This is a genomic window from Streptococcus infantis (genome assembly GCF_047465185.1).
Classification (GTDB): domain Bacteria; phylum Bacillota; class Bacilli; order Lactobacillales; family Streptococcaceae; genus Streptococcus; species Streptococcus infantis_O.
Window position 1 is genome coordinate 137,678 of the sequence record NZ_JASHAJ010000001.1, and the last position, 25,584, is coordinate 163,261.

The following is a 25,584-nucleotide window of genomic DNA, read 5'->3' on the forward strand; positions in this document are numbered from 1 at the left end:
TAAACTAAATTATGGTATAATGAGAAGATAGATAGAATCGAGGAAATTATGTCATTTACACAATTTAATTTTAAGAAATATATAGAAAAAGCTTTGGAAGAGTTGAAGTTTACGGCGCCTACCGAAGTGCAAGAAAAGTTGATTCCTATTGTCTTGGCAGGGCGTGACTTGGTCGGTGAATCAAAAACAGGTTCAGGAAAGACCCATACCTTCTTGTTGCCGATTTTCCAACAGCTAGATGAAGAAAGTGATAGTGTACAAGCCGTTATCACAGCTCCTAGTCGTGAGTTGGCGACTCAGATTTACCAGGCAGCTCGCCAGATTGCGGAACATTCTGAAGTAGAGATTCGTGTTGCCAACTATGTTGGTGGTACAGATAAGGCTCGCCAAATTGACAAACTGGCAAGCAATCAGCCACATATTGTCATCGGAACTCCAGGTCGTATCTATGATTTGGTAAAATCAGGTGATTTGGCTATTCACAAGGCTAAGATTTTTGTTGTCGATGAAGCCGACATGACCTTGGATATGGGATTCTTGGAGACAGTCGATAAGATTGCAGGAAGCCTTCCAAAAGACTTGCAGTTTATGGTCTTTTCAGCAACCATCCCACAAAAACTGCAACCATTCTTGAAGAAATATTTGTCAAATCCTGTCATGGAGAAAATCAAGACCAAAACCGTTATCTCTGATACCATTGATAACTGGTTGATTTCGACCAAGGGGCGTGACAAGAATGCTCAGATTTATGAATTGACTCAATTGATGCAACCTTATCTTGCTATGATTTTTGTCAATACAAAAACACGTGCAGATGAATTACATTCTTACTTAACTGCGCAAGGTCTAAAGGTAGCGAAGATTCATGGAGATATTGCGCCTCGTGAACGTAAACGGATCATGAATCAGGTAAAGAACCTTGATTTTGAGTACATCGTTGCGACTGACTTGGCTGCGCGTGGGATTGACATCGAAGGTGTCAGCCATGTTATCAATGATGCTATCCCACAGGACTTGTCTTTCTTTGTCCACCGTGTTGGACGAACTGGACGTAATGGTCTACCAGGTACAGCCATTACCCTTTACCAGCCTAGTGATGACTCTGATATTCGTGAGTTGGAGAAATTAGGAATTAAGTTTGTACCTAAGGTGGTTAAAGACGGAGAATTCCAAGATACCTATGACCGTGATCGTCGTGCCAATCGTGAGAAAAAACAAGAAAAACTGGATATCGAAATGATTGGCTTGGTCAAAAAGAAAAAGAAAAAAGTTAAACCAGGCTATAAGAAGAAAATTCAGTGGGCAGTCGATGAAAAACGCCGTAAAACCAAGCGTGCTGAAAGTCGTGCCCGTGGACGTGCAGAACGTAAAGCCAAGCGTCAAACATTTTAGAATTGAGACAGTAGAACCAAGTGGTTTTACTGTTTTTTTGACTCTTAAAGCCTAAGATAGTATAAGTAAGAATCGCTAATTAATTTGAATAGCAAAAAAATGTCATAGAGACTGATGCTATAGGATTTTTAATCAAAATTTTGATTCCAGAAAATATTTGAAAACATTCTTAATTTATGTTATTCTAAAAAAAAACAGATTTTTAAAAAATATTAAATCTGTTAAAGAAAAGAGGTCATTATGGCAAAAGGAATGTTTAAGCAAGAACGTTTTTCGTTTCGTAAAATGAAAGTTGGATTGGCATCTGTGGCTATCCTCTTTGCTTTTGCACAACTTGGACAAGTTTCTGCTGATGAAACTAGTAAAGTTTCGTCAAGTGAAATTACTAAGGTAACTGAGGCACCAAAAGTAGTTGAAGAAGTCAAATCGCCTATTGAGGAGGCTAAAGCAGAAATTGCAACTGAAAAATCAAGACCTATTGTCAAAGAAACTGAAGCAAAAGCTGGGGATTTGATTGATGTCTCAAAGAAAGAATCTGCTGTCGAAGTAAAAGAAAGTCAAGAAGGCAATCAGAAAGTCCATATTGAAACCTCTGTAGCTGAGGTAACCAAAACTGAAATTGCTCCAGAAAAAGTGGAAAAACTTCCAGATCCTGTAACTACGACAAAAGAGAATACTGTAGCAGCTAAGGATAAAGATGGAAATTCTTATACTCAGTATGAACGAGTAGACAAGACAACAACTGTGGAAATAACTAAAACACCACCAACTGTTAAAAAAGCAGGAGAAGCAGATATTGTTTTTGTTGTTGACCGTTCAGGATCTATGTCTTCAACGATTAATACTGTTCGTAAAAATGTCAATGAGTTTGCAAGAAATCTTGCCAAAGATGGAGTAGCGGCACGTTTTGGATTAGCTACATATAGTGATGAAGTATACGGACGTCGATTAGGAAAAACTGACGAAGATACAATTCTAACGAAATTTGGTGAGAATTATTTTACAACAGATCCAGTTGAACTTGAAAAAGCTTTAGAAAAAATTAAGATTGCACATGGGGGAGATTCTCCTGAAACAGCAACTCCTGCTCTCACAAAGATTGTTTCTACTTACGACTGGTCTAAGTCACCAAAAAATAAAAAGTTTGTGGTGTTGTTAACAGATGCTAGGATGAAAGAAGATCCGTCAATTCCATCTATCGCTGAGACATTAACAACTCTGAAAAAAGCTGGTATTGATAGAATCGTAGCGACAACCTTGTATAATCAACGAAACTATAAAGATTTTGTGTCTGAGGGACGTTTAATGGATATTGATCGTAACTTAGCTGACTCTTTAACTAAGGATGCAGCTTCATGGATTGTGGAAACAGTCAGTGAGGGACGTCAGTACAAGGTAACAAAAGACAGCTACCAATTCTACTTGGAACGTCGTACAACTGTGCCAGTTTTGGAGCAGAAAGTAACTCCTAAACCAGAACCTACTGCTTACAAACCAGCACCAGCTAAACTTCCTGAAACAGGAAGCAATGATTCTAGTAACCAAACTCTTTTGGGTCTAGGTATTATGCTCGCAGGTTTTGGATTGGCTACAAGCGCTAGAAAATCTAAAGAACAATAAGATACTTTAATACACACAAAACACCTGAAGTAGAGCTATATTGGCTTTTATTAGGTGTTTTTTGATGAAGTTATCCTAAAATAAAATAAACACACTGGGACGAGTATTTCAGTGTGTTTTTGTGGTAAATTTGTCTTTAAAATAGATAAGATAGATTATTTGATAAAGCCATTGTATTAGATGATTGGTTTAGCAACAATGCAACAGATAAAGACGCACCATTTTTGGTGCGTTTTTATTTTTTGTGCTATAATAGAAATAAATAAAAGGAGGAGTTACATGATTGGAGAAAATATAAAAACGTTACGTAAAACACATAAATTAACCCAGCCTGAGTTTGCAAAGATTGTTGGTATCTCTAGAAATAGTCTGAGTCGTTATGAAAATGGGACAAGTCGAGTTTCGACAGAATTAATCGATCGTATCTGCAAAAAATTTAATGTTTCCTATATCGATATCGTAGGGGAGGAAAAAATGCTCACACCAGTTGAAGATTATCAGTTAACATTAAAAATAGAATTGATAAAGGAACGAGGAGCGAATATCTTAGCGCAACTTTATCGTTTTCAAGATGAACAAGGAATTGCATATGACGATACTTCTAATCCTTGGGTTCTAATGAGCGATGATCTTTCTGATTTGATTAATACGAGGATTTATCTTGTTGCAACTTTTGAGGATATAGAGCGATTTAATGGCTATTTGGATGGCATTGAACGTATGCTAGAACAAGCTAGTCATCTAGTGGTGGCTTAATGAAACTAGAAGAATTTAGTCAAGATGATTTTGAACGAGCATCCAAACGACTCGTTCGTTCTTTAACTCGTGGAAAAACAACCTCATCTCAGCCTAAGGCTATTTTGCTCGGTGGACAGAGTGGTGCTGGTAAGACAACGATTCATCGTATTAAACAAAGGGAATTTCAAGGCAATATCATTATCATTGATGGAGATAGTTATCGCTCTTTTCATCCGAACTACCTTGGCTTACAGGAAAAGTATGGAAAAGATAGTGTGGAGTATACCAAAGTATTTGCGGGCCAAATGGTTGAATATCTTGTAGATGAGTTGAGTAAGAAAGGTTATCATTTGTTAATCGAGGGTACCTTGAGAACAACAGAAGTTCCTAGAAAAACGGCACAATTATTGGCAACTAGAGGATATCAAGTCTCACTTGCACTGATTGCGACTAAGCCAGAATTGTCCTATCTCAGTACTTTGATACGTTATGAGGAGCTCCATGCTTTAGACCCTAGTCAAGCGAGAGCGACTCCCAAAGAGCACCATGATGGAATTGTAGAACATTTAGTTGATAACTTACGAGAGTTAGAAAATGACAAAATTTTTAATCAAATTCAAATTTATCAAAGAGATCAATCGTGTGTTTATGATTCGGAAGTAGATCAAATCTCAGCAGCAGAAGTTCTACAAGAATGCCTCTTCGGAAAATGGAACAAGGTGGAAAAAGAGATGTTGAAGATGGGACAGGAGCGGTTGAGAGAGATTGATAAGTGACGAAGGGCTAATTTATGAGTACATTAAAAAAAGTAGATATTATAGGTGACTAATATGAATTATAATGATGTTAAAGAAAAATTATGTAATATTATTATTAAATACATTGATAATCCTGAAATACGTTTACAAATGTTAGAGCAAGCAGAGTCTGTTAATACTGTGAGAGGTGTACTCTATAGTTTAGATAAAGAAAAAAACGGAGATTTAACTCAAGAGGAGATTGATTTTTGTAAAGATTTATTTTTTTACTTTGGTTAAAAATAAAATTTTCTAGAGTTTTGGATAGATTCCTACGATAATTTCACTATAGCCTAAAAATTTTATAGAAATTGCGACTGTAGATAATGTTGTGGATGAAATCGTCAGATAGATGGGACACCAGCGAGTGATATAGAGAAAGCTATCGCTCCATATGTGCCGTGGATTGCACCGATTCAAAATGTAACGGCTGCGCTTGCAGGAAGACAGGTTGCTAAATACAGTTCTAGTGTTCCGACTGGTAATGGTATGAAGTGGGGATCGGAAAGTGGGAAAAAATTAAATTTGAATGGTACAGGTTCACCTTACGGCCCCCAACCATATAATGGACCTCTAAAACCGTTAAGGCCATATGGACCACAACAATATAGTGGAACCTTGCAACCATTGTCAACACTTGATAATTTATCACCGAGACAAATTTCTAATATGAGCTTAGAGAGTATCCAGAGAGCTTTGCCAAAGGGATGGGAGTTAAAAAATAATAATGGTTTTGTACACATTTATGACAATGTAAATCCTAAACCGATAATTCGAATTGATCCACCAGATTCTAAAACAAATTATCCTCATATGCATTTTTATGATGGTGCCCAAAATTCTTTAGATATAAATGGGAAAATAGTTGATTATCGTAGTTCGGAAGCACATGTTCCTTGGATTAATGACCAATAACATCAGAAATTGAGGTAATATTAATGAAACACTTTGAAATAAGGGAGAAGCAGGATAAGATAAATCAGACTGACTATTGGGATTGTCGGATTCTAGATTTACAAATATTATATTTTGGCGATGAAGTCCATATATACATAGAAAGTTATAACGAGAATAAAGTAGATTTAGAGGAATGTTGGAAAGTCAGTTTCCTTGCTTGTGCATCACTGAATTATGAGACAGATGCACAAAATCGCAAAAAATTTAAAGTAAAAGATTTTACACAAAATCACTTGTATACCTGTCAAGAGATATCTCTTGAATATTACGATGGCAGTTTTTTTCAAACCAGGATAGTTTTAGAAGGATTAGTCAAGTTCAATATCATTTCTAGGGATGTTACTGTGGAAAGAATCAAACTATCAGAACATGATTTTTTCTGGAAGAGCACTTTTTAAATTTTTAATATAGGAAACATTAAGTACGTGTGTAAACATACTAAAAATAAGGCATAAGAAGGCTCCTAAGGATGATGTGGTGACGACGAAGCCTACAGGTGGACGTCTACCAATGACAGTAGAGAATCTCCAAATGTCTGCGGATAAGCCAGATATTGTTGATAAACCATCTACTTTATATCATTATACGTCCGAGAAAGGGTTGACTGGAATATTAGATACAGGAACTCTAAATCCATCGTTAAAAGCGAATAATCCTAAAGATGCTCGTTATGGTAATGGTCAATATTTTACGGATATTGCTCCAGGTTCTAAAAGTAACGGTCAATTATCTCGAGAGTTTTATGCTACACCATGGAAATACAAGCAAACTTCTCATTATCTTGAAATTGATACAAATGGTTTAAATGTTATAAAAGGAAGAGAAGGAGTGTACCTTGTTCCTAATGAATCTTCTCTTGATATAACAAATCGTATTGTAAATTATGGTGAAAATTAGGAGAAAGCTAATGAAATATTATAGAACTTATTGGGAGCAGTCATCTCTCGAATATGCAACATGGATATTTTCGGAAGTTGATAATCAGGGGTATGAGATTAGAAAACTAGAAATTTTTTTAGATGGAAAAATTAGTTATTATGATGCTAATATTCCCTTTGAGTTGGGTGAATTTCCTACCGATGAAGATTTAGAATCTATCAACGATAGTGAGGAAATTACCGTAATAGAAATTTCAAAAAATGATTTTGAAAAAACATTACAACTTTTTAATGATAAAAATCAGACGGGGGACCAATAATGGAATACTATCGAACTTATTGGCAACATGATGATGATTATCCTGTTTGAATTTATTCTGAAATTGATTCAAATTAGATGAAATTCAGTTTTCTGTAAATGTGGGAAAACATTGATTTTAAGCCCATCTTGAAACTTATTCAAATAGAAATGTTTCCAACCAGGTCTTAAGAAAGCTCGTAAAGCATCAAATAATAGAAGAATAAAATTTAATATAAAAAAATCCCATCAGAATATTTCTGGTGGGATTTTTGGTGGGGAACCAATCAATTTTGATTGATTTTTAACCTTTTATAATAACCGAAAGTGCTGTTAAAACAACCATTTCACTTCAAATCATGTTTATAAATCATTCCCACTCAACGGTTGCTGGTGGTTTACTTGTGATATCGTAGACGATACGGTTAACGTGGTCAACTTCGTTTACGATACGAACTGAGATTTTTTGGAGGACTTCCCAAGGGATCTTAGCGAAGTCAGCTGTCATTCCATCGATAGAAGTGATGGCACGGATAGCGATGGTGTAGTCGTAAGTACGGCCATCTCCCATAACACCTACTGAACGAACGCCAGTGTTAACAGTGAAGTATTGCCAGATATCGCGGTCAAGTCCAGCCTTAGCGATTTCTTCACGCAGGATAGCATCTGATTCGCGAACTGTTTCTAGTTTCTCTTCAGTAATTTCACCCATAACACGGATAGCAAGTCCTGGTCCTGGGAATGGTTGGCGCCATACGATGTGGTCTGGCATTCCAAGTTCAGTACCAAGTGCACGAACTTCGTCCTTGTAAAGAGTGTTGAGTGGCTCGATCAGTTCAAACTGCATGTCTTCTGGGAGTCCACCAACATTGTGGTGAGACTTGATGGTTTGAGCAGTATCCGTACCAGACTCAATCACGTCAGTATAAAGAGTTCCTTGAGCAAGGAATTTCACATCTGTTAGTTTGCTTGCTTCGTCATCAAAGACATAGACAAATTCGTTACCGATAATCTTCCGTTTTTGTTCAGGATCAGATACACCAGCCAATTTATCAAGGAAACGTTTGGCAGCGTCTGCTTTAACGATGTTGAGACCAAACTTACCACCAAGCATATCCATAACTTGGTCAGCTTCCCCTTTACGAAGAAGACCGTGGTCTACAAAGATACAGATTAATTGATCGCCGATTGCTTTTTGGAGAAGAACCCCAACAACAGAAGAGTCAACACCACCAGAAAGTCCGAGAAGAACACGTTTATCTCCAACTTTTTCACGGATTTGTTTGATTTGCATCTCGATGAAGTTATCCATAGTCCAGTCACCTTTGGCACCACAGATATTTAAAGCAAAGTTACGCAAAATATCATAACCGTGAACTGAGTGGCGAACTTCTGGGTGGAATTGGATACCGTAAATTTTCTTATCAGGGTTTTCAATAGATGCATAAGGACAGTCTGCAGAAGTTCCAGTACGAACAAAGTCAGCAGGAATTTCCGTTACAGCATCCCCGTGACTCATCAAGACAAGTTGCTCATCTGGAGTACCCGCAAAAAGAGCTGATTCTGTGTGAGTCAATGTTGATTGACCGTATTCACGGTTACCAGCGTCACCTGCAGGAACAACCTTACCACCAAGTTTGTGAGTCAATAGCTGCATACCATAACAGATTCCCAAAATCGGAATACCGAGTTCAAAAATCTCTGGGTCAATATCAAACGATCCTTCTTCGTAAACAGAGTTTGGACCACCTGAAAGTACAATCCCTACAGGATTGATAGCACGGACTTCGTCAGCCGAAATCTTGTGACTTTTTAGTTCTGAAAAGACACCAATCTCACGGATACGACGTGAGATGAGTTGGTTGTACTGGCTACCATAGTCCAGTACGATGATCTTTTCGACATCTTGCAAATCAGTTGAAATGTTGCTCATCTTTTCCCTTTCTTCAAAGAAATATCTTCTTGAATATTCTATCATAAAAGGGTTAGAATTACCAACTAAACAAGTGCGGTTTGACTTTTCCCTATGAGTTACGGTACAATGGAAAAAATAAAGAAAAGAAGTGAGCAAGCATGTTACCAGCTTATATGAAAATCCACGACCAAATCAAGAAAGACATTGATGAGGGAAGTTGGAAAATAGGAGAGAGACTCCCAAGTGAGCGAGATTTAGCAGAAGAATTTGCCGTTAGCCGCATGACCTTACGTCAAGCAATCTCTCTTTTGGTTGAAGAAGGGGTTTTAGAGCGTCGTGTAGGTAGTGGGACCTTTGTTTCTAGTACTCGTGTTCAGGAAAAAATGCGTGGAACGACCAGTTTTACGGAAATTGTGAAGGCTCAGGGTAAAACACCATCGAGTCATCTGATTTCTTATCGTCGAACGATTCCGAATGAGCAAGAAGTGGCTAAACTAGGTATACTACCAACTGACAATATCATTCGGATGGAACGTGTTCGTTATGCGGACAAGCTTCCTGTTGTCTATGAAGTGGCTTCAATTCCTGAGAAATTTATCAAAAATTTCAAAAAAGAAGAAGTAACCAAGCATTTCTTTCAAACCTTGCAGAAACATGGTTATCGAATTGGTAAATCTCATCAGACCATTTATGCACGTTTAGCAAAAGAAAAGATAGCTCATTATCTAGAAGTAGAAAAGGGACATGCTATTTTAGGTCTGACCCAGGTTTCTTACTTTGATGACGGAACGGCTTTTGAGTATGTAAAGAGCCAATACGTCGGAGAACGGTTTGAATTTTATCTAGAAAATAATTAGTTTATAACATCACTCTTAAAGTAGAAACTCTTCTATTTTAAGAGTTTTTATTTGGTTGTGATTAGAAAACATTTTCCTAGTAAGAAAAATAGCAATCATACGAGTATTTTTCAAAGATTCGTGTTATAATAGTTAGGTTATATGGTCCCGATAAGGTGGTGGGATTGATTGTAAATACTCTTCCTACCAGTTCTTTGTAACTCTATAACGAATATTTTTTAAGGGGGGACATTTTTATGTCAGAACGTAAATTATTCACGTCTGAATCTGTATCTGAGGGGCATCCAGATAAGATTGCAGACCAAATTTCAGATGCTATCTTGGATGCTATTTTAGAGCAAGATCCAGAGGCACACGTTGCTGCTGAAACAGCTGTTTATACTGGTTCCGTTCATGTCTTTGGTGAGATTTCAACTACAGCTTATGTGGATATCAACCGTGTGGTTCGTGATACTATTGCAGAGATTGGTTATACCAATACAGAGTATGGTTTTTCTGCAGAGACGGTGGGAGTACACCCATCCTTGGTGGAGCAATCTCCAGATATCGCTCAAGGGGTTAATGAAGCCTTGGAAGTTCGTGGGAATGCGGATCAAGATCCACTTGATTTGATTGGGGCTGGAGACCAAGGTCTCATGTTTGGTTTTGCAGTTGATGAAACTGAAGAACTCATGCCATTGCCAATCTCACTTAGCCACAAGTTGGTTCGTCGCTTGGCAGAGCTACGTAAGTCTGGTGAAATTAGTTACCTTCGTCCAGATGCCAAATCGCAAGTTACTGTTGAATATGATGAAAATGATCAACCAGTGCGCGTGGATACAGTTGTTATTTCAACCCAACATGATCCAGAAGTGAGCAATGAACAAATCCATGAGGATGTGATTAACAAGGTTATCAAGGAAGTGATTCCAGCTTCTTATCTTGACGATGAGACTAAATTCTTCATCAACCCAACTGGTCGTTTCGTTATCGGAGGTCCTCAAGGGGACTCAGGTTTGACGGGTCGTAAGATCATTGTGGATACCTATGGTGGTTATTCACGTCACGGTGGTGGTGCCTTCTCTGGTAAGGACGCGACTAAGGTTGACCGTTCCGCTTCTTATGCAGCTCGCTACATTGCTAAAAACATTGTTGCTGCAGGTCTTGCTAAGAAAGCAGAAGTGCAATTGGCCTACGCAATCGGTGTAGCTCAACCTGTATCTGTCCGTATCGATACTTTCGGTACAGGAACAGTAGCTGAAAGTAAACTTGAAAAAGCTGCGCGTCAAATCTTTGACCTTCGTCCTGCAGGAATCATTCAAATGCTTGACCTCAAACGTCCAATCTACCGTCAAACAGCGGCTTATGGACATATGGGACGTACAGATATTGATCTTCCATGGGAACGCTTGGATAAAGTAGAAGCCTTGAAAGAAGCCGTTAAGTAAACATAAAAAAGATTGGTCTAAGGACCAATCTTTTTTATGTTTAAAATTAGTTATCCAGGATTTTTACAAAAGCCCAGTTTCCAATAGATTTTGTTCCGTATTCTAACATCATCGAATCTAGTAATTCATACTTGTTTTTTTCATAGAAACAAACATTTTTTTCAGTACTAGTAATCAAGCCCAAGCGTTTGCAGCCTTTGGATTTAAGATAAGGTTCGACACCTTCTTGTAGAAAAGCACTCCCGATTCCTTGGTTTTGGATTGAAGAGTTGACTCCTAGCATCATCAAGTACCAATCAAAGTTCCCAGATTTTTTCAAATGTTGTTCAGAGCGATCAACTAAATCTAGATACTTCAAGAGATTGCGGGGGGTAATAAAGCGGAAAAGCTTGATAATACCATTCAACAGATAAGATAGGATGGAAAAATCCTTTTGTTGTAAAAGTGCGATAGCCAGGATTTCCCCATCTCGTTCAGCAACTAGACAAGTCTCTCCTTTGATGTAAAGTCTGGTCAAAAGGCTATACAACAATTCTAAGAATGCTGGGTAATATTCTGGTTTCTTTAAATCATCTTTGATAAGAGTCATGAAAGGGTAGTCCATAAAGGCACCAGCCAACACTTTTCCAATTTTTTGATATTCATCTAGCCTGGCTTCTCTGTATACTATTTCTTTCATATCAAACTCCTTCATTAAAATCTCTCTATCTATTATAACGAAATTTCTCACATTTTTCGATTAAAATGTGAAATTTTCACAAAAAGCTTTATTCACAATAATTTATTTAAAGATATAAACAAGAAAAGGTATTAAAAAACCCCGCAGTTTTAACTGTAGGGTAGATTAATTCTATTTTGTAGGGATTGAAATCTCAATCAATTTATCAGAATAGAGGGTTTTAATATTTGCCTTATCAATAGCCTGTTGATTAATTTTACGACTGAGGAAAAATTCTTTGATTATTTCCATTTCTTTTTCACGGATTGCCCGATGTTTATTGGAAATGAGGATTTCGTAATGAAGTGGAGCCTGAGTAAAAATAACATCTGTATTTCCCGCAGAATAAACCTCTACAAGCGTTGCGTCTGTGTTTTCTAGCTGACTTTTAACAAGTTGCGAGTGTGAATTTGTAGTATTGATAAGCTTCATAGGGTTTCCTCCTGTATTTCTATGTCTATTATAGCACTTTTTGGGAAATTTGGTAAAGATAGTTTAAATTTGATGTTGTTTTTTCCAAGCTTCGATCGCCCATTTGTGACTTCCGCGTTTTAAGTTAGTAATAGCTTCATCGATTGGAAACCAAGCTAGACGATTGAAGTCCTCGAGAGGTTTTTGGATTTCTTGATAAGAAGTAGCTTCGTAGAGATAGGCTGGATTGTAGTAGTAGGTATCACGATGACTAGAATAAAAATATTCATCAGCTTGCCCGTAGTAGGTGCCGATTTCAGCTGTAAATCCTAATTCTTCAATCAACTCTCGTTTGAGAGCTTCAAGATGGTTTTCGCCTTCTTCGATTTCACCTCCTGGTAAGAACCATGCACCATTTGGAGCTTGTACGAGGATAATCTTTTCATGATTTGCATCAGGTATGACTGCATAAACGCCATATCTATTTTTGTAGGTTACTCCCTCTTTTTTTTCTCCAAATGTTGGATTTGCCATAAAGTTCTCCTTCGTGAGTGCGCTTTCTTTCTATAATAGTAAAGAATGTTCTCGCTGTCAAGCAAGAACATTCTTTTGTATGTGAGGAATTAGTCGTTTGACTCGACTGTTTCCGTTTTATTTTTGGACTTAATCACGATTTTACCTTTACTTGTCATGACTGCCTTGAGGTCTTTTTCACTTGGATTTTCAAGGTAGTAGTCTGTAATGGCATCTTCGATATAGTCTTGGATGGTACGACGGAGTGGACGAGCTCCCATTTTTGGATCGTAACCAAGGTCTACAAGTTTTTCTTTCACCTTATCTGTTACATCTAAATGGATGTTATTACTTGAGAGACGTTTATTCACATCATCCAACATAAGGTCAACGATTTGTAGGAGATTTTCCTTGCTGAGAGCCTTAAATTCAATAATACCATCAAAGCGGTTCATGAACTCAGGGCTAAAGAAGTTGCCTAATTCCCCAAGGACAGAGTTGGTACGACCTTCTCTAGCAGCACCAAAACCAACACTAGCTTCAGCCTTGCCTGTACCTGCATTTGAGGTCATGATAATGATGGCATCCTTAAAGCTAACAGTTCGACCTTGACCATCCGTTAAACGGCCATCATCCAATACTTGAAGGAACATATGCATAACATCTGGATGGGCTTTTTCAACCTCGTCCAAGAGGATAAGTGAGTAGGGGTTGCGACGCACTTTCTCAGTTAATTGACCTGCTTCATCATAGCCTACGTATCCTGGAGGGGCACCAACGAGTTTAGCAACGCTGTGTTTTTCCATGTATTCACTCATATCAAAGCGAATCATGCTATCAGCAGAACCAAAAAGCTCAATAGCTAGTTGTTTAGAAAGTTCTGTCTTACCGACACCAGTAGGACCAACAAAGAGGAAGCTACCGATTGGACGGTTTGGAGTACCTAGTCCAACACGGTTACGACGGATAGCCTTAGCAATCTTATCAACTGCATCATCTTGACCGATGACATGAGCCTTGAGGTCGTCTGCTAGGTTGATGAGTTGAGACTGTTCTTTTTCTTTCAAATCACCAACCGGAATATTGGTCTTTTGTTCAATGATGTGTTCAATCGTCTTTTCACTGATGATTGGAGTATCCTGATCCGTTACCTTGGTCTTTTGCATTTCCTTATATTTGGCAATCTGGTCACGGAAGTAGGCTGCTTTTTCAAAGTCTTCGTCTCGAGTTGCTTGAGCCTTGAGATTTTCTGCTTCGATTAAGCGTTGGTCGATGACCTTTGGATCCACAAAATTCAAGGTTAAGTTCATTTTAGAACCAGCTTCATCTAAAAGGTCAATGGCCTTATCCGGCAAGAAACGATCTTGGATGTAGCGGTTAGAGAGAGTAGCAGCTGCTTCGATAGCTCCGTCAGTATAATGAACGTGGTGGTAATCTTCGTATTTCTTTTGAATACCTTTAAGAATAATAATAGTCTCTTCCACAGTTGGTTCATCAACTTTGACAGGTTGCATACGACGTTCAAGGGCAGCATCTTTTTCGATGATGCGATATTCATTGAGGGTAGTAGCACCCACTAACTGAAGTTCACCACGAGATAGGGCTGGTTTGAGGATATTGCCTGCATCCATATTCCCGTCTCCAGCAGAACCAGCACCGACAATCTCGTGAATTTCGTCGATAAAGAGGATGACATCTTTGCGCTCACGGATTTCTTCCATGAGTTTTTGCATGCGCTCTTCGAACTGTCCACGAATTCCTGTGCCTTGAACAAGACTCACGACATCTAGGCGGATGACTTCTTTCCCTTGAAGTTTGTGGGGAACATCACCGTCTACAATTTTCTGTGCTAAGCCTTCGACAACTGCTGTCTTACCAACACCAGGCTCCCCAATCAGTACTGGGTTGTTTTTAGTTCTGCGGTTGAGGATTTCAATGACACGGATGATTTCTTCGTCACGGCCGATAACTGGGTCGATATTTCCACGACGGGCAATCTCAGTTATATTGATACCATACTCATCCAAGAGGCCCTTTTCTTGGCTAGGAGGAGGTGTTTGAGCTGGCCCGCGATTTTGGGAACCAAAACCACCATTGCCACCATATCCACCACCTGACTGGGTTGGAGGAACATTATTATTTGAAGAAGGTCTAAAGTTATTCAGATCGTTAAAGAAGTCTCCAAATGGATCAAAATCGCGATTGTTTAAATCTGTAATGCCTTTGAATAAGCTATTGTTAGGATCTGTTTTGATAATTTTGTAGCAATTTTGGCAAAGATCGATTTGCTTTTGTTGCCCATTCAGATTAGTGTAAAGATGGATTGTTGAGTCATTGATTTTACAATTTTGACAGAGCATACCACTACCTCGTTTCTTTCTTGGCTTTGACTAAAATAGAAAGGTCAAAAATAGTCAAAGTTCTTTAGTCTCATTATATCATGATTAAAGGGGAAAGCAAGCAAAAAGATTGCTTGTTACAATTAAACATTCCAGGCAATTCTTACTAGACTTTAGTTATAAAAATAAAAATCCCATTTGTCATGCAAAAAGGATTTTCATTGGTCAAAGCAGGAGTATTCTCCAGCCCATATTCAACTATTAGTATAAAAGTTCGTAGATTTCCATCGCAATGAGGTCGATGCTATCAAATGTATAAGTCTCACGAGCTTCAACGTCACGAAGTGTGAAAAGTGGTCCGTTTTCTTCGTCGTGGTTAAAAGCAACCTCTGCGACAACAACTCCTTCGCGCTCAAAGTTACGTTTTAAATTACCACCATCTTTTGTCATTGCTTCTAAGCGATTGATGATTCTAACCAAATGTGATTCCATTTTGATTCTCCTCCATTTCTTATCTTTACTATTTTACCATAAACAGACTCCACTTGACTAGAAAAAAACTAAGATTTCTCGCTATTTCTATCGTCTTTGAAAATTTATTGAAAATATTAGGAGAAAATGTTGAATTTTTATGCAAAATATGTTATCCTTATACAAGTTTTGAGTTTAAATATTAAAAATAGAAAGTAGAGTATCCATGAATTTTTCTTTTTTATCGAAATATCTACCGTATTTTAACTATGGTGCCATTGTTACGATTATCATTTCTATCTTAGTGGTCTTTTTGGGGACTATTTTAGGGGTAGTGTTGGCCTTTGCACAACGTTCGAAGATTAAACCACTTGCTTGGTTTGCTAATCTATATATCTGGGTCTTCCGTGGGACACCGATGATGGTGCAGATTATGATTGCTTTTGCCCTGATGCATATTAGTGCTCCAACGATTCAAATTGGGATTTTAGATGTTGATCTTACTCGTTTGATCCCAGGGATTATCATTATCTCTATGAATAGTGGTGCCTATGTATCAGAAACTGTTCGTGCTGGGATTAATGCAGTGCCAAAAGGACAACTAGAAGCAGCCTATTCACTAGGTATTCGCCCTAAAAATGCTATGCGCTATGTCATTTTACCACAGGCTATCAAGAATATTTTACCAGCCTTGGGGAATGAGTTTATTACCATTATCAAGGATAGCTCGCTCTTGTCAGCTATCGGGGTTATGGAGTTGTGGAATGGAGCTACTACGGTGTCAACAACCACCTACTTACCTTTAACTCCACTTCTATTCGCAGCCTTTTACTACTTGATTATGACCTCTATCTTGACGCTGGCCTTGAAAGCTTTTGAAAATCGTATGGGACAAGGAGATAAAAAATAATGACTGAAACACTTATAAAAATTGAAAACCTTCATAAAAGTTTTGGAAAAAATGAAGTTTTAAAAGGGATTGATCTTGAAATTAAAAAAGGGGAAGTAGTGGTCATTATTGGACCATCTGGTAGCGGTAAGTCAACCCTCCTTCGCTCGATGAATCTCCTTGAAGAAGCTACAAAAGGAAAGGTTATCTTTGAGGGTGTTGACATTACGGATAAGAAAAATGACCTTTTTGCCATGCGCGAAAAGATGGGAATGGTTTTCCAACAGTTCAATCTCTTCCCGAATATGACAGTCATGGAAAACATTACACTTTCTCCGATTAAGACTAAGGGAGAAAGTAAGGAAGTGGCTGAGAAGAGAGCGCTTGAGCTCTTGGAAAAGGTTGGATTGCCAGATAAGGCCGATGCCTATCCACAAAGCTTGTCGGGCGGGCAACAACAGCGTATCGCTATCGCGCGTGGTCTTGCTATGGAACCAGATGTCCTACTCTTTGATGAACCGACTTCTGCCCTAGACCCAGAAATGGTAGGGGAAGTACTAGCAGTTATGCAAGAACTTGCCAAGTCAGGTATGACCATGGTCATCGTAACACATGAGATGGGCTTTGCGCGTGAAGTAGCAGACCGTGTTATTTTTATGGCTGACGGTGTAGTTGTCGAGGATGGAACACCTGAGCAAATTTTTGATCAAACACAAGAACAAAGAACCAAGGATTTCTTGAGTAAGGTTTTGTAAGAATATGATGAAAAGCTCCAAGAGGGCTTTTTCTTATAGTTTCAGACTATAGGGTATCTTAGGTAAGAAGTGTTAGAAGGTCGAGCGATTTTTTGTTATAATAGAGGATATTTGTTAGAAAAGAGAAAATACATGACACAGATTATTGATGGGAAGGCTTTAGCAGCCAAGCTACAAGGACAACTGGCTGAAAAAACAGCTAAACTAAAAGAAGAGACAGGCTTGGTGCCTGGCTTAGTTGTCATTTTAGTCGGAGAAAATCCAGCCAGCCAAGTTTACGTTCGTAACAAGGAACGTTCAGCTATCGCAGCGGGCTTCCAAAGTGAAGTTGTACGTGTTCTGGAGACCATTACTCAAGAGGAATTGTTGGAGTTGATTGCCAAATACAACCAAGATCCAGCATGGCATGGGATTTTGGTCCAGCTTCCATTACCAAAACACATCGATGAAGAAGCTATTTTACTAGCTATTGATCCAGAAAAGGATGTGGATGGTTTCCATCCTCTCAACATGGGACGCCTCTGGTCTGGTCATCCAGTTATGATTCCTTCAACACCTGCAGGAATTATGGAAATGTTTCATGAATATGGGATTGACTTAGAAGGTAAAAATGCGGTCGTAATTGGTCGTTCCAATATTGTCGGGAAACCCATGGCTCAGTTGCTGTTGGCTAAAAATGCAACTGTAACCTTGACCCACTCTCGCACCCACAATCTAGCCCAAGTAGCTTCTAAAGCCGACATTTTGGTCGTAGCTATCGGTCGTGCTAAGTTCGTGACTGCTGATTTTGTCAAACCTGGGGCAGTTGTTATTGATGTGGGGATGAACCGAGATGAAAATGGCAAACTCTGTGGAGATGTTGACTATGATGCTGTTGCACCAGTCGCTAGCCATATCACACCTGTACCTGGTGGAGTAGGACCTATGACCATTACTATGCTGATGGAGCAGACTTATCAGGCGGCTTTAAGAACGCTGGATAAAGATTAATCATCTCTGTAATTATTAATAGAACTTTAAAAGCAAGTTATTTTTAGAACTTGCTTTTTTCTTGCTCGATTTCTACTAAAATTCCAGTAAAACTTCTACAAATTATTGAAAAAACTCTACTATTTTGATATATTAAAAGTAACAATATGTATATGTAAATGAAGTAAGCGTCTAGAGGGAGGTTTATTTTTTGAAGCAAAATGTAATCGCTTACTATAACTTAGAAAGGAACCATAATGGATAAGAGATTTTTTGAAAAACGGTGTCATTTTAGTATTCGTAAGTTTGCAATTGGTGCGGCTTCAGTTATGATTGGAGCTAGTATTTTTGGTCTTCAGGTAGCGCAAGCAGCTGAAGCAGAAACAGCTAGTCCTAGCGAAGAAACAATTCATCAAGTTCAACCTTTAGATAAACTTCCAGATGATCTTGCTGCAGCCATTGCAAAAGCTGAGCAAAACAGTCCACAAGATTCTTCTACTTATAAAGAAGAAAAGGATAAGGTGGAAACTGAAAAACCAGCAACTGAAGAAAAGGCGACTGAGGCAACAAGTCCTAAGGAAGAAAAGGAAGCAGAAGTAGTCACCCCTAAGGAAGATAAAGCTGAAAAACCAGCAACTACAGTGGATGAAAAAGCGCCTACAGTTTCAGAAGCTAGTTCTGAAAAGCCAGCAGTTTTGGAAGAACATACTGCTGAAGCAAATCAGAATAAACCAGTAACTAGTCATAAAGTTAAGGAGGAAAATACTTCTGCAACAGACTTACCTCAAGTTACCAAAGAGAAAGAAAAAGAAGACCAACTGTTACAAGAAAGAAAACAAAATTTTAACAAAGATTGGTATTTTAAATTAAATTCTCAGGGTGATTTTTCTAAGAAAGACGTGGATGTTCATGACTGGTCTAAGTTGAACCTTCCTCATGACTGGAGTATCTATTTTGATTTTGATCACAAATCTCCTGCTCGAAACGAAGGTGGTCAATTAAACGGGGGTACTGCATGGTATCGTAAGACCTTTACTGTAGACGAAGCTGCCAAGGGCAAAGACGTTCGTATTAATTTTGATGGAGTTTACATGGACTCTAAGGTCTATGTCAATGGTCAATTTGTAGGTCATTATCCAAGTGGTTACAACCATTTTTCATATGATATTACTGAATTTTTAACTAAAGATGGCAGTGAGAATACCATTGCTGTTCAAGTGACTAATAAGCAACCAAGTAGTCGTTGGTACTCAGGAAGTGGTATTTATCGTGATGTGACGCTTAGCTATCGTGATAAGGTGCAAGTGGCTGAAAATGGAAATCATATTACAACTCCGAAATTAGCTCAACAAAAAGATGGCAATGTTGAAACACAAATCCAAAGCAAGATCAAAAATACTGCCAAGACTCTAGCCAAGGTATTTGTGGAGCAACAGATTTTTACTAAGGAAGGTAAGGTTGTTTCAGATTTAGTTCGTTCTGTAACTAAGACTCTATCAGGAAATGAGACAGCTGACTTTAAGCAAACGATTTTGGTTAACAAGCCAACTCTCTGGACAACAAAAAGCTACCATCCTCAGCTCTATGTTCTAAAAACCAAGGTTTATAATGAAGGTCAGCTAGTTGATGTAACAGAAGATACTTTTGGTTATCGTTATTTCAACTGGACAGCTAAAGAAGGCTTCTCACTGAACGGTGAGAGAATGAAATTCCACGGAGTTAGTATCCACCATGATAATGGTGCCTTGGGGGCAGAAGAAAATTATAAGGCAACCTATCGTAAATTAAAACTCCTGAAAGATATGGGAGTTAACTCTATCCGTACGACTCACAATCCAGCAAGTCCACAGTTACTAGATGCTGCTGCTAGTCTAGGACTCTTGGTCCAAGAAGAAGCCTTTGATACTTGGTATCGTGGCAAGAAAACGTATGACTATGGACGTTTCTTTGACCAAGATGCAACCCACCCAGAAGCCAAGAAGGGTGAGAAGTGGTCTGATTTTGACCTGAGAACCATGGTCGAACGTGATAAAAATAATCCATCCATCGTCATGTGGTCACTCGGTAATGAAGTGGATGAAGCAGATGGTGGGGAACGTTCACTAGAAACAGCTAAGCGCTTGAAAGCTATCATCAAAGCAATCGATACAGAGCGCTATGTGACCATGGGTGAGAACAAATTTAGTAATAGGTCTACTGGAGAATTCTTGAAATTGGCAGCAATTATGGATGCTGTCGGTATGAACTATGGTGAACGGAATTATGATGCTGTTCGTAAAGCGCATCCAGACTGGTTGATTTACGGTTCTGAAACTTCTTCAGCGACTCGAACTCGAGATTCTTATTTTGATCCTGCTCATTTACTCTGGCACGACAATCGTCCAAATCGTCATTATGAACAGTCAGACTATGGTAATGACCGTGTAGCCTGGGGTAGAACAGCTACTGAATCTTGGACCTTTGACCGTGATCGTGCTGGCTATGCAGGTCAGTTCATCTGGACTGGTTTCGACTATATCGGTGAGCCTACACCTTGGCATAACCAAGATAATACACCAGTGAAAAGCTCTTACTTTGGTATCATTGATACGGCAGGCTTGCCTAAGAATGATTTCTATCTCTACCGTAGTGAATGGTATAGTGCCAAAGAAAAACCAACTGTTCGTATCATGCCTCACTGGAATTGGACAGATGAAACGCTCAAGGAACGCAATATGCTCATCAATGGCAAGGTTCCAGTTCGGACCTTCTCAAATGCTGCTAGCGTAGAATTACTTCTGAACAACAAATCTCTCGGCAAGAAAGAATTTGTTAAGAAAACAACCGAAGATGGCCGCCCTTATCACGAGGGAGCTAAACCAAGTGAATTGTATCTTGAGTGGTTGGTTGACTATAAACCAGGTACTTTAACGGCTATTGCTCGGGATGAAAATGGCAAAGAGATCGCGCGTGATAGTGTGACAACAGCAGGAGAACCAGCTAGAGTTCGGCTCACCAAGGAAGAACATGTCATCACTGCAGACGGAAAAGATTTATCATATATCCATTATGAAATCGTTGATGAAGATGGCAATGTCGTTCCAACTGCCAATAATCTTGTTCACTTCAATCTTCATGGGCAAGGACAAATCGTTGGTGTGGATAATGGAGAACAAGCTAGCCGTGAACGCTACAAAGCTCAGAAAGATGGCACATGGCAAAGAAAAGCCTTCAATGGTAAAGGGGTTGTCATTGTTAAATCCACTGAAAAAGAAGGTAAATTTACCCTGTATGCCGATTCTGCAGGTTTAGCTTCTGATCAAGCGACAGTCACAACTGTTTCCGGTAAAAAAGAAAACCGTCACTTTGTCGCTTTTGCCCCTGTTAAGGCAAGAACTGATGTCAGCGAAAATCCTAAACTACCAGATACAGTGACAGCTATTTATAGCGACGGTAGTGTTGAAGAAAAAGCCGTGACTTGGGATATCCCAGATGATCTCCTTACCAGTGCTGGAGAGAAAAAAGTTCTTGGTCATGTTGAGGGTATCGAAGCTAAGGCTGAAGCTCTAGTTAAGGTGGTTGCGCTCGATAAGTGGTTGCCTAAGGTAGCAACAGTTCCTGTTGGTACAGCTGTGCAAGATTTGGACAAGACAGTTACGGCTGTTTTGTCAGATGGAAACTTAGTTGATGCAGATGTCGTTTCTTGGACCTTGAAAGATCCTTCTGCCTTGACCAAGGAAGGTGGACGTACGGAAGCAACTGGTAAATTAGTAGGTAATGACTACGAGGTGACAGCGACCTTTATTGCAAGTGACAAAGAGACAGAAAGTACTGTCACAGGTCTCACGGTTGGAGATAAGACGCTTGAAAACTTTGAGCCTGGAAAGACTTACTACCGAGTATCCCTTCCTTATACTGCTAAAATCCCAAGTGTCGGAGCACAGACAAGTGGCTATCAGGTAACAGTTCAACAAGCTTCAGCGGCTAATGATTATCAGGCCTCTGTATTCTTGAGTGACCAGAAGGGTGATTTAGTTCAAACTTACTTGATTCAATTCGTGAAGGAAGCTCCTGCCTTGACACGCTTAGAAGTAAGTGTAGAAGGTAAAGAAAATGCAACAGAAGATCAAGTCCTCCCTTATCATGTCATTGGACATTACGAAGATGGGTCACAGACTGAATTTTCATCATCAGATATCCATTTGGAAGCTAAATCAGCTGATGGTGGTCATCTAGAGGTAAATGGTCAGAACTTACTTCTTTACACGAAAGGACATGTAACCCTCACTCCTCGTATTGATAATCAAACTGATAAGACTCAATCTGTAGCAACAGAGCTGGTCATTAAAGAAAATAAAGTAGACAAGAAAATTGTCAAGCTTCATCCAGTGACTATCTCTACAGATATCAATCAGCAACCGAATTTGCCTGATCAAATTGGAGCAGAATTTGACAAAGGTTTGCCTCGTAAGGTAACTGTAACGTGGGATAAGGTAGATGAACATGAACTTGCAAGCTATCATAGCTTTACCTTAAAAGGTCATGTAGAAGGTACAGACATTGAAGCTATTGCAAATGTGACTGTTGAAGGATTGCAGGTTGCAGAAGAAATCAGCCTCACTCTTCCTAAGGGTGAAACGGTTCAATTGCCAGCTAACGTTCGTGCCTACCATTCTAATGGAACAACTGTCTATAATGATGTCGTTTGGGATAAGGTGCCAGCTAACTTTAGTCAAACTGAAGGAATCTTTGAAATCAAAGGTCAATTGGTTGGTAGCTCTCTGACTACCAAGGCTCATGTTCGTGTTTCCAGTCAGGTTGTTGCGGGAAATAATATCTCGAAACAATGGACAGGTTCACAATTGCCAGCAGCTATCGTATCCAATACTGGTGGAGATGATTCGGCCAATACTCTGAATGACTTGACCGTTTCAAGAGCCAATACAGATGTCAAGAATAGATGGACTACATGGCAAACAAATACTGATAACGATTGGGCGTCTATCTTATTTGGTAATTCGGGAGATTTAACCAAACGCTTTGTCGACAATCTTTCAGTTGATTTCTATACAGATGGTGCGATTGGACTTCCAAAAGAATATGTCATCGAGTATTATGTTGGTCAAGAAATTCCAGATTTACCAACTGATGTCAATCATGCTCAAGGAGATGCCAAGCATCCATTTAACAATGCTACCAACTGGAAAGAGGTTGAACATCTCAAAGCTCCAGGACAATTATCTGCAAGCCAAACTAACCACTTTACATTTGATAAGGTTGAGACCTATGCAGTTCGTATTCGCATGAAGAAAGCAAATGGTACGGCTGGTGTCGGTTTGACCGAAATCACTATCTTAGGAAATAAAGTTCCAAGTGCTTCAAGTTCAGAGATTTCTATCCAAGTAGATGGCAAGAGCCTTGAACATTTCAATCCAGCTAAGACAGACTATCATATTCCTCAAGCTAGCAAAGTGATTACTGCAACAGCAAGCGACAATGGTGTGGTAACGATTGTCCCTGCTACAAGCCCAGAAGGAGCAACACGCCTCATTTTGAAGGCAGAAGACGGAAGCATCTTGAAAGAGTATCGCATTTTCCGTGATGGTAAAAAAGAATCTACACAACCAGTAGCTGCCGAAAATGCTGCCATGACATTGAGTGTTGGCGATAAGCTTCAATTACCTACAGAATTGACAGTATACTATCCAACAGAAACAGATTGGACTACAGATAAACTAGCCGTAGAATGGGATGCAGTGGCTGAACATGCGACAGACCAGGAAGGCACCTTTGAAGTGCTTGGTCATATCCTAGGAACAGACCTGACAACTAAGATGCAAGTAACCGTTCTGGCAAGAGGAAATCAAGTTATCTCTGAGAATGCAAGCAATAATGCGACTGACTCTAAAGCCTTTGCCTCTACTACAAACGATACCGATGCCGCTTCTAATGATAAAATCTTCTATATCAACGATGGTCGATTTAATGAGGATAATCGTTGGACAAACTGGTCTCGGACTCCAAAAGATCAAGAAGTGTCCGTGGGAGTTCTCTTTAAGAAGAACGGTCAGATTACACCTCAGTCTGTTGGAAAAGTAGCAATCCAATTCTTCAAAGACAGTGGAACAGATGCACCAGCGACAATGGTACTCGAAAGATACGTTGGACCAACTTATTCTGAACCAAGCACCATTTCACGTTATGAGGAAAATGCGGATCATCCGTTTAACAAGGCAGAAAATTGGGAAGAAATTCCTTATAAAGCATCTGGAGCAATCGTGGCTGGTAAGCCAATCGAATTTACCTTTGATCCGATTCAGACATCTGCTATTCGCGCACGTATGACTCGCAAATCAACAACCAATGGTCTTGCAATGGTCGAGTTTAGTGCCTATTCTCCAGCCAAAGCAAGTGATTCAGAAACACCTGCAGTGACTATTTCAGTTGCTGGAAAAGCATTGGAAAACTTTGACCCTGCTGTTTCAGAATATCGTTTAACCGCTAATGGAGCGAAACCACAAGTGACAGTCCAAACAAGTGGTCATGGTGTAGCAACTGTCATTGAGTCAAATCAAGACAATCTTCCAACACTTGTTCGACTCCTTGCTAAAGATGGTAGTCTTGTGAAAGAATATCGCCTTCACTTTGAAGCTGGTTCAGAAGCTAGTCATGCAGTGGATGATCAAGCTCTTGTTCTAGACCGTCCAAGTCTAGAAGTTGAGAAAGCTATCATTCCATTCAAGGAAATTATTCGTGAGAATAGTGAACTAGCCAAAGATGAACGTCGTATCGTCTCAGAAGGTAAAAATGGAGAAAAAGTAGACTATGTCGAAATATTAGGAACAAGTCGTAAAATTGTTCACACTGAAACAATAGATGCAAAAGATCAAATTGTTGAAGTAGGAGTGAAAGCACTTGTTACAAGTAGCAAGGGTGACGAGCCAGCTCCTGTTCTTGAAATTCCAGAATACACAGCCCCTATTGGAACTGTAGGTGAGGAGCCAGCCCCAGTTGTCGAAGTTCCAGAATATAGCGACTTTATCGGTACCGCAGGCGATCAAGCAGCCCCAATTGTTGAAGTTCCAGAGTTCAAGGGCGGAGCTAATTGGGTCGAAGCTGCTACAAATGAAGTTCCAGAGTTTAAAGGCGGAGCTAACTGGGTTGAAGCCGCTACAAATGAAGTTCCAGAGTTTAAGGGCGGAGCTAATTGGGTTGAAGCTGCTAAAAATGAAGTGCCTGAATTCAAGGGTGGAGTCAATGCTGTGCAAGCAGATAAGAACGAGCTCCCAGAATACACAGGACCTCTAGGAACCGCAGGCGACCAAGCGGCTCCAACAATCGATAAACCAGTTGCAGATATTCGAGGTTTATCTGACAAGCCTTCAGAAACTCAGGCTTCTGCTGAGCAGACTCAGGGTTCCCAAGCTCTTGGAAATGCTTCAGAAAAAGCAGACTCAGCAAGACTTCCAGAAACTGGGGAAAGTCAATCAGATACAGCTATTTTCCTAGCAGGTCTAAGTCTAGCTTTATCAGCAGCATTCCTAAATGGGAAACGTAAGGAAGAATAATGATTCATAACTTACTATTCTCAAAAGGTTGATCATTATAAAAGAAGAGGCTGGGACAAAAGTCCTAGCCTCTCAATTGTCTATGGATTGTCG

At 39.4% G+C, this 25,584-nt stretch carries 21 protein-coding genes; 15 read left to right on the forward strand and 6 right to left on the reverse strand.

The window, feature by feature from the left end; all coding sequences use genetic code 11:
• Positions 1-48: 48 nt before the first annotated feature.
• From QM382_RS00685 to QM382_RS00725, 9 genes are all read left to right on the forward strand, one after another.
• Positions 49-1,392, forward strand: coding sequence for a DEAD/DEAH box helicase (locus tag QM382_RS00685; protein ID WP_414272111.1), 1,344 nt, complete (start codon positions 49-51; stop codon positions 1,390-1,392).
• 240 nt (positions 1,393-1,632) lie between these two features.
• Positions 1,633-3,012: a VWA domain-containing protein gene (locus tag QM382_RS00690; protein ID WP_414272112.1), complete on the forward strand. Its 1,380-nt coding sequence runs from the start codon at positions 1,633-1,635 to the stop codon at positions 3,010-3,012.
• Positions 3,013-3,291: 279 nt separating this feature from the next.
• On the forward strand, positions 3,292-3,768 hold the full coding sequence (gene pezA / locus QM382_RS00695) for a type II toxin-antitoxin system antitoxin PezA (protein ID WP_414272113.1): 477 nt from the start codon (positions 3,292-3,294) through the stop codon (positions 3,766-3,768).
• Positions 3,768-4,526 (forward strand): type II toxin-antitoxin system toxin PezT, encoded by a 759-nt coding sequence (gene pezT, locus QM382_RS00700; RefSeq protein ID WP_414272114.1) that lies wholly within the window; start codon positions 3,768-3,770, stop codon positions 4,524-4,526. The genes pezA and pezT overlap by 1 nt, the downstream gene beginning before the upstream one ends.
• A 54-nt stretch (positions 4,527-4,580) precedes the next feature.
• Complete coding sequence (locus QM382_RS00705) at positions 4,581-4,787, forward strand: hypothetical protein (RefSeq protein ID WP_049538195.1); 207 nt, start codon at positions 4,581-4,583, stop codon at positions 4,785-4,787.
• Positions 4,788-4,943: 156 nt separating this feature from the next.
• Positions 4,944-5,462 carry a hypothetical protein gene (locus QM382_RS00710; protein ID WP_414272115.1) on the forward strand — a complete coding sequence of 173 codons (519 nt, stop codon included), beginning with the start codon at positions 4,944-4,946 and terminating at the stop codon, positions 5,460-5,462.
• Positions 5,463-5,485: 23 nt separating this feature from the next.
• A complete protein-coding gene (locus tag QM382_RS00715; RefSeq protein WP_414272116.1) occupies positions 5,486-5,902 on the forward strand; it encodes a hypothetical protein in 417 nt (138 codons plus the stop codon).
• A gap of 112 nt (positions 5,903-6,014) precedes the next feature.
• Positions 6,015-6,401 carry an HYD1 signature containing ADP-ribosyltransferase family protein gene (locus tag QM382_RS00720; RefSeq protein WP_414272117.1) on the forward strand — a complete coding sequence of 129 codons (387 nt, stop codon included), beginning with the start codon at positions 6,015-6,017 and terminating at the stop codon, positions 6,399-6,401.
• A gap of 10 nt (positions 6,402-6,411) precedes the next feature.
• Positions 6,412-6,702 (forward strand): DUF6881 domain-containing protein, encoded by a 291-nt coding sequence (locus tag QM382_RS00725; RefSeq protein WP_414272118.1) that lies wholly within the window; start codon positions 6,412-6,414, stop codon positions 6,700-6,702.
• Between the two features lie 348 nt (positions 6,703-7,050).
• Here the strand turns inward: QM382_RS00725 and guaA are convergent, their stop codons facing one another.
• Positions 7,051-8,613 (reverse strand): glutamine-hydrolyzing GMP synthase, encoded by a 1,563-nt coding sequence (guaA, locus tag QM382_RS00730; RefSeq protein WP_414272119.1) that lies wholly within the window; start codon positions 8,611-8,613, stop codon positions 7,051-7,053.
• A 140-nt stretch (positions 8,614-8,753) separates the two neighbouring features.
• On the opposite strand from guaA, the gene QM382_RS00735 reads away from it, so the two are divergent.
• A complete protein-coding gene (locus QM382_RS00735; protein WP_414272120.1) occupies positions 8,754-9,452 on the forward strand; it encodes a GntR family transcriptional regulator in 699 nt (232 codons plus the stop codon).
• A 236-nt stretch (positions 9,453-9,688) separates the two neighbouring features.
• A complete protein-coding gene (gene metK / locus QM382_RS00740; RefSeq protein WP_303407085.1) occupies positions 9,689-10,879 on the forward strand; it encodes a methionine adenosyltransferase in 1,191 nt (396 codons plus the stop codon).
• A gap of 46 nt (positions 10,880-10,925) precedes the next feature.
• Here the strand turns inward: metK and QM382_RS00745 are convergent, their stop codons facing one another.
• From QM382_RS00745 to QM382_RS00765, 5 genes are all read right to left on the reverse strand, one after another.
• Positions 10,926-11,558, reverse strand: a complete 633-nt coding sequence (locus QM382_RS00745; RefSeq protein ID WP_247922170.1) for a GNAT family N-acetyltransferase — start codon at positions 11,556-11,558, stop codon at positions 10,926-10,928.
• Between the two features lie 171 nt (positions 11,559-11,729).
• Positions 11,730-12,029, reverse strand: coding sequence for a DUF1827 family protein (locus QM382_RS00750; protein ID WP_254730369.1), 300 nt, complete (start codon positions 12,027-12,029; stop codon positions 11,730-11,732).
• 63 nt (positions 12,030-12,092) lie between these two features.
• Positions 12,093-12,542, reverse strand: coding sequence for an NUDIX hydrolase (locus QM382_RS00755; RefSeq protein ID WP_414272121.1), 450 nt, complete (start codon positions 12,540-12,542; stop codon positions 12,093-12,095).
• An 89-nt stretch (positions 12,543-12,631) separates the two neighbouring features.
• Positions 12,632-14,881 (reverse strand): AAA family ATPase, encoded by a 2,250-nt coding sequence (locus QM382_RS00760; RefSeq protein WP_414272122.1) that lies wholly within the window; start codon positions 14,879-14,881, stop codon positions 12,632-12,634.
• A 240-nt stretch (positions 14,882-15,121) separates the two neighbouring features.
• A complete protein-coding gene (locus QM382_RS00765) occupies positions 15,122-15,352 on the reverse strand; it encodes a DUF1797 family protein (protein WP_004253825.1) in 231 nt (76 codons plus the stop codon).
• A 205-nt stretch (positions 15,353-15,557) separates the two neighbouring features.
• Between QM382_RS00765 and QM382_RS00770 the strand changes: the two genes are divergently transcribed.
• The 4 genes from QM382_RS00770 to QM382_RS00785 all read left to right on the forward strand — a co-directional run bounded on the left by QM382_RS00770 (position 15,558) and on the right by QM382_RS00785 (position 25,491).
• Complete coding sequence (locus QM382_RS00770) at positions 15,558-16,241, forward strand: amino acid ABC transporter permease (protein ID WP_414272123.1); 684 nt, start codon at positions 15,558-15,560, stop codon at positions 16,239-16,241.
• Positions 16,241-16,975: an amino acid ABC transporter ATP-binding protein gene (locus QM382_RS00775; protein ID WP_414272124.1), complete on the forward strand. Its 735-nt coding sequence runs from the start codon at positions 16,241-16,243 to the stop codon at positions 16,973-16,975. Before QM382_RS00770 ends, QM382_RS00775 begins: the two co-directional genes overlap by 1 nt.
• 132 nt (positions 16,976-17,107) lie before the next feature.
• Positions 17,108-17,965, forward strand: a complete 858-nt coding sequence (locus QM382_RS00780) for a bifunctional methylenetetrahydrofolate dehydrogenase/methenyltetrahydrofolate cyclohydrolase (protein ID WP_414272125.1) — start codon at positions 17,108-17,110, stop codon at positions 17,963-17,965.
• A 236-nt stretch (positions 17,966-18,201) separates the two neighbouring features.
• Entirely contained in the window at positions 18,202-25,491 is a 7,290-nt protein-coding gene (locus QM382_RS00785; RefSeq protein WP_414272126.1) for an SIALI-17 repeat-containing surface protein, read from the forward strand.
• The last annotated feature ends 93 nt before the right edge of the window (positions 25,492-25,584 follow it).

Bases quoted from the DNA above. Each gene is read 5' to 3' on its own strand.
- QM382_RS00735 (WP_414272120.1), top strand. From the start codon at position 8,754: ATGTTACCAGCTTATATGAAAATCCACGACCAAATCAAGAAAGACATT.
- pezT (WP_414272114.1), top strand. From the start codon at position 3,768: ATGAAACTAGAAGAATTTAGTCAAGATGATTTTGAACGAGCATCCAAA.
- QM382_RS00755 (WP_414272121.1), bottom strand. From the start codon at position 12,542: ATGGCAAATCCAACATTTGGAGAAAAAAAAGAGGGAGTAACCTACAAA.
- metK (WP_303407085.1), top strand. From the start codon at position 9,689: ATGTCAGAACGTAAATTATTCACGTCTGAATCTGTATCTGAGGGGCAT.
- QM382_RS00780 (WP_414272125.1), top strand. From the start codon at position 17,108: ATGACACAGATTATTGATGGGAAGGCTTTAGCAGCCAAGCTACAAGGA.
- QM382_RS00725 (WP_414272118.1), top strand. From the start codon at position 6,412: ATGAAATATTATAGAACTTATTGGGAGCAGTCATCTCTCGAATATGCA.
- QM382_RS00750 (WP_254730369.1), bottom strand. From the start codon at position 12,029: ATGAAGCTTATCAATACTACAAATTCACACTCGCAACTTGTTAAAAGT.
- QM382_RS00785 (WP_414272126.1), top strand. From the start codon at position 18,202: ATGGATAAGAGATTTTTTGAAAAACGGTGTCATTTTAGTATTCGTAAG.
- pezA (WP_414272113.1), top strand. From the start codon at position 3,292: ATGATTGGAGAAAATATAAAAACGTTACGTAAAACACATAAATTAACC.
- QM382_RS00770 (WP_414272123.1), top strand. From the start codon at position 15,558: ATGAATTTTTCTTTTTTATCGAAATATCTACCGTATTTTAACTATGGT.
- QM382_RS00690 (WP_414272112.1), top strand. From the start codon at position 1,633: ATGGCAAAAGGAATGTTTAAGCAAGAACGTTTTTCGTTTCGTAAAATG.
- QM382_RS00775 (WP_414272124.1), top strand. From the start codon at position 16,241: ATGACTGAAACACTTATAAAAATTGAAAACCTTCATAAAAGTTTTGGA.
- QM382_RS00685 (WP_414272111.1), top strand. From the start codon at position 49: ATGTCATTTACACAATTTAATTTTAAGAAATATATAGAAAAAGCTTTG.
- QM382_RS00745 (WP_247922170.1), bottom strand. From the start codon at position 11,558: ATGAAAGAAATAGTATACAGAGAAGCCAGGCTAGATGAATATCAAAAA.
- QM382_RS00715 (WP_414272116.1), top strand. From the start codon at position 5,486: ATGAAACACTTTGAAATAAGGGAGAAGCAGGATAAGATAAATCAGACT.
- QM382_RS00765 (WP_004253825.1), bottom strand. From the start codon at position 15,352: ATGGAATCACATTTGGTTAGAATCATCAATCGCTTAGAAGCAATGACA.
- QM382_RS00760 (WP_414272122.1), bottom strand. From the start codon at position 14,881: ATGCTCTGTCAAAATTGTAAAATCAATGACTCAACAATCCATCTTTAC.
- guaA (WP_414272119.1), bottom strand. From the start codon at position 8,613: ATGAGCAACATTTCAACTGATTTGCAAGATGTCGAAAAGATCATCGTA.
- QM382_RS00720 (WP_414272117.1), top strand. From the start codon at position 6,015: ATGACAGTAGAGAATCTCCAAATGTCTGCGGATAAGCCAGATATTGTT.
- QM382_RS00705 (WP_049538195.1), top strand. From the start codon at position 4,581: ATGAATTATAATGATGTTAAAGAAAAATTATGTAATATTATTATTAAA.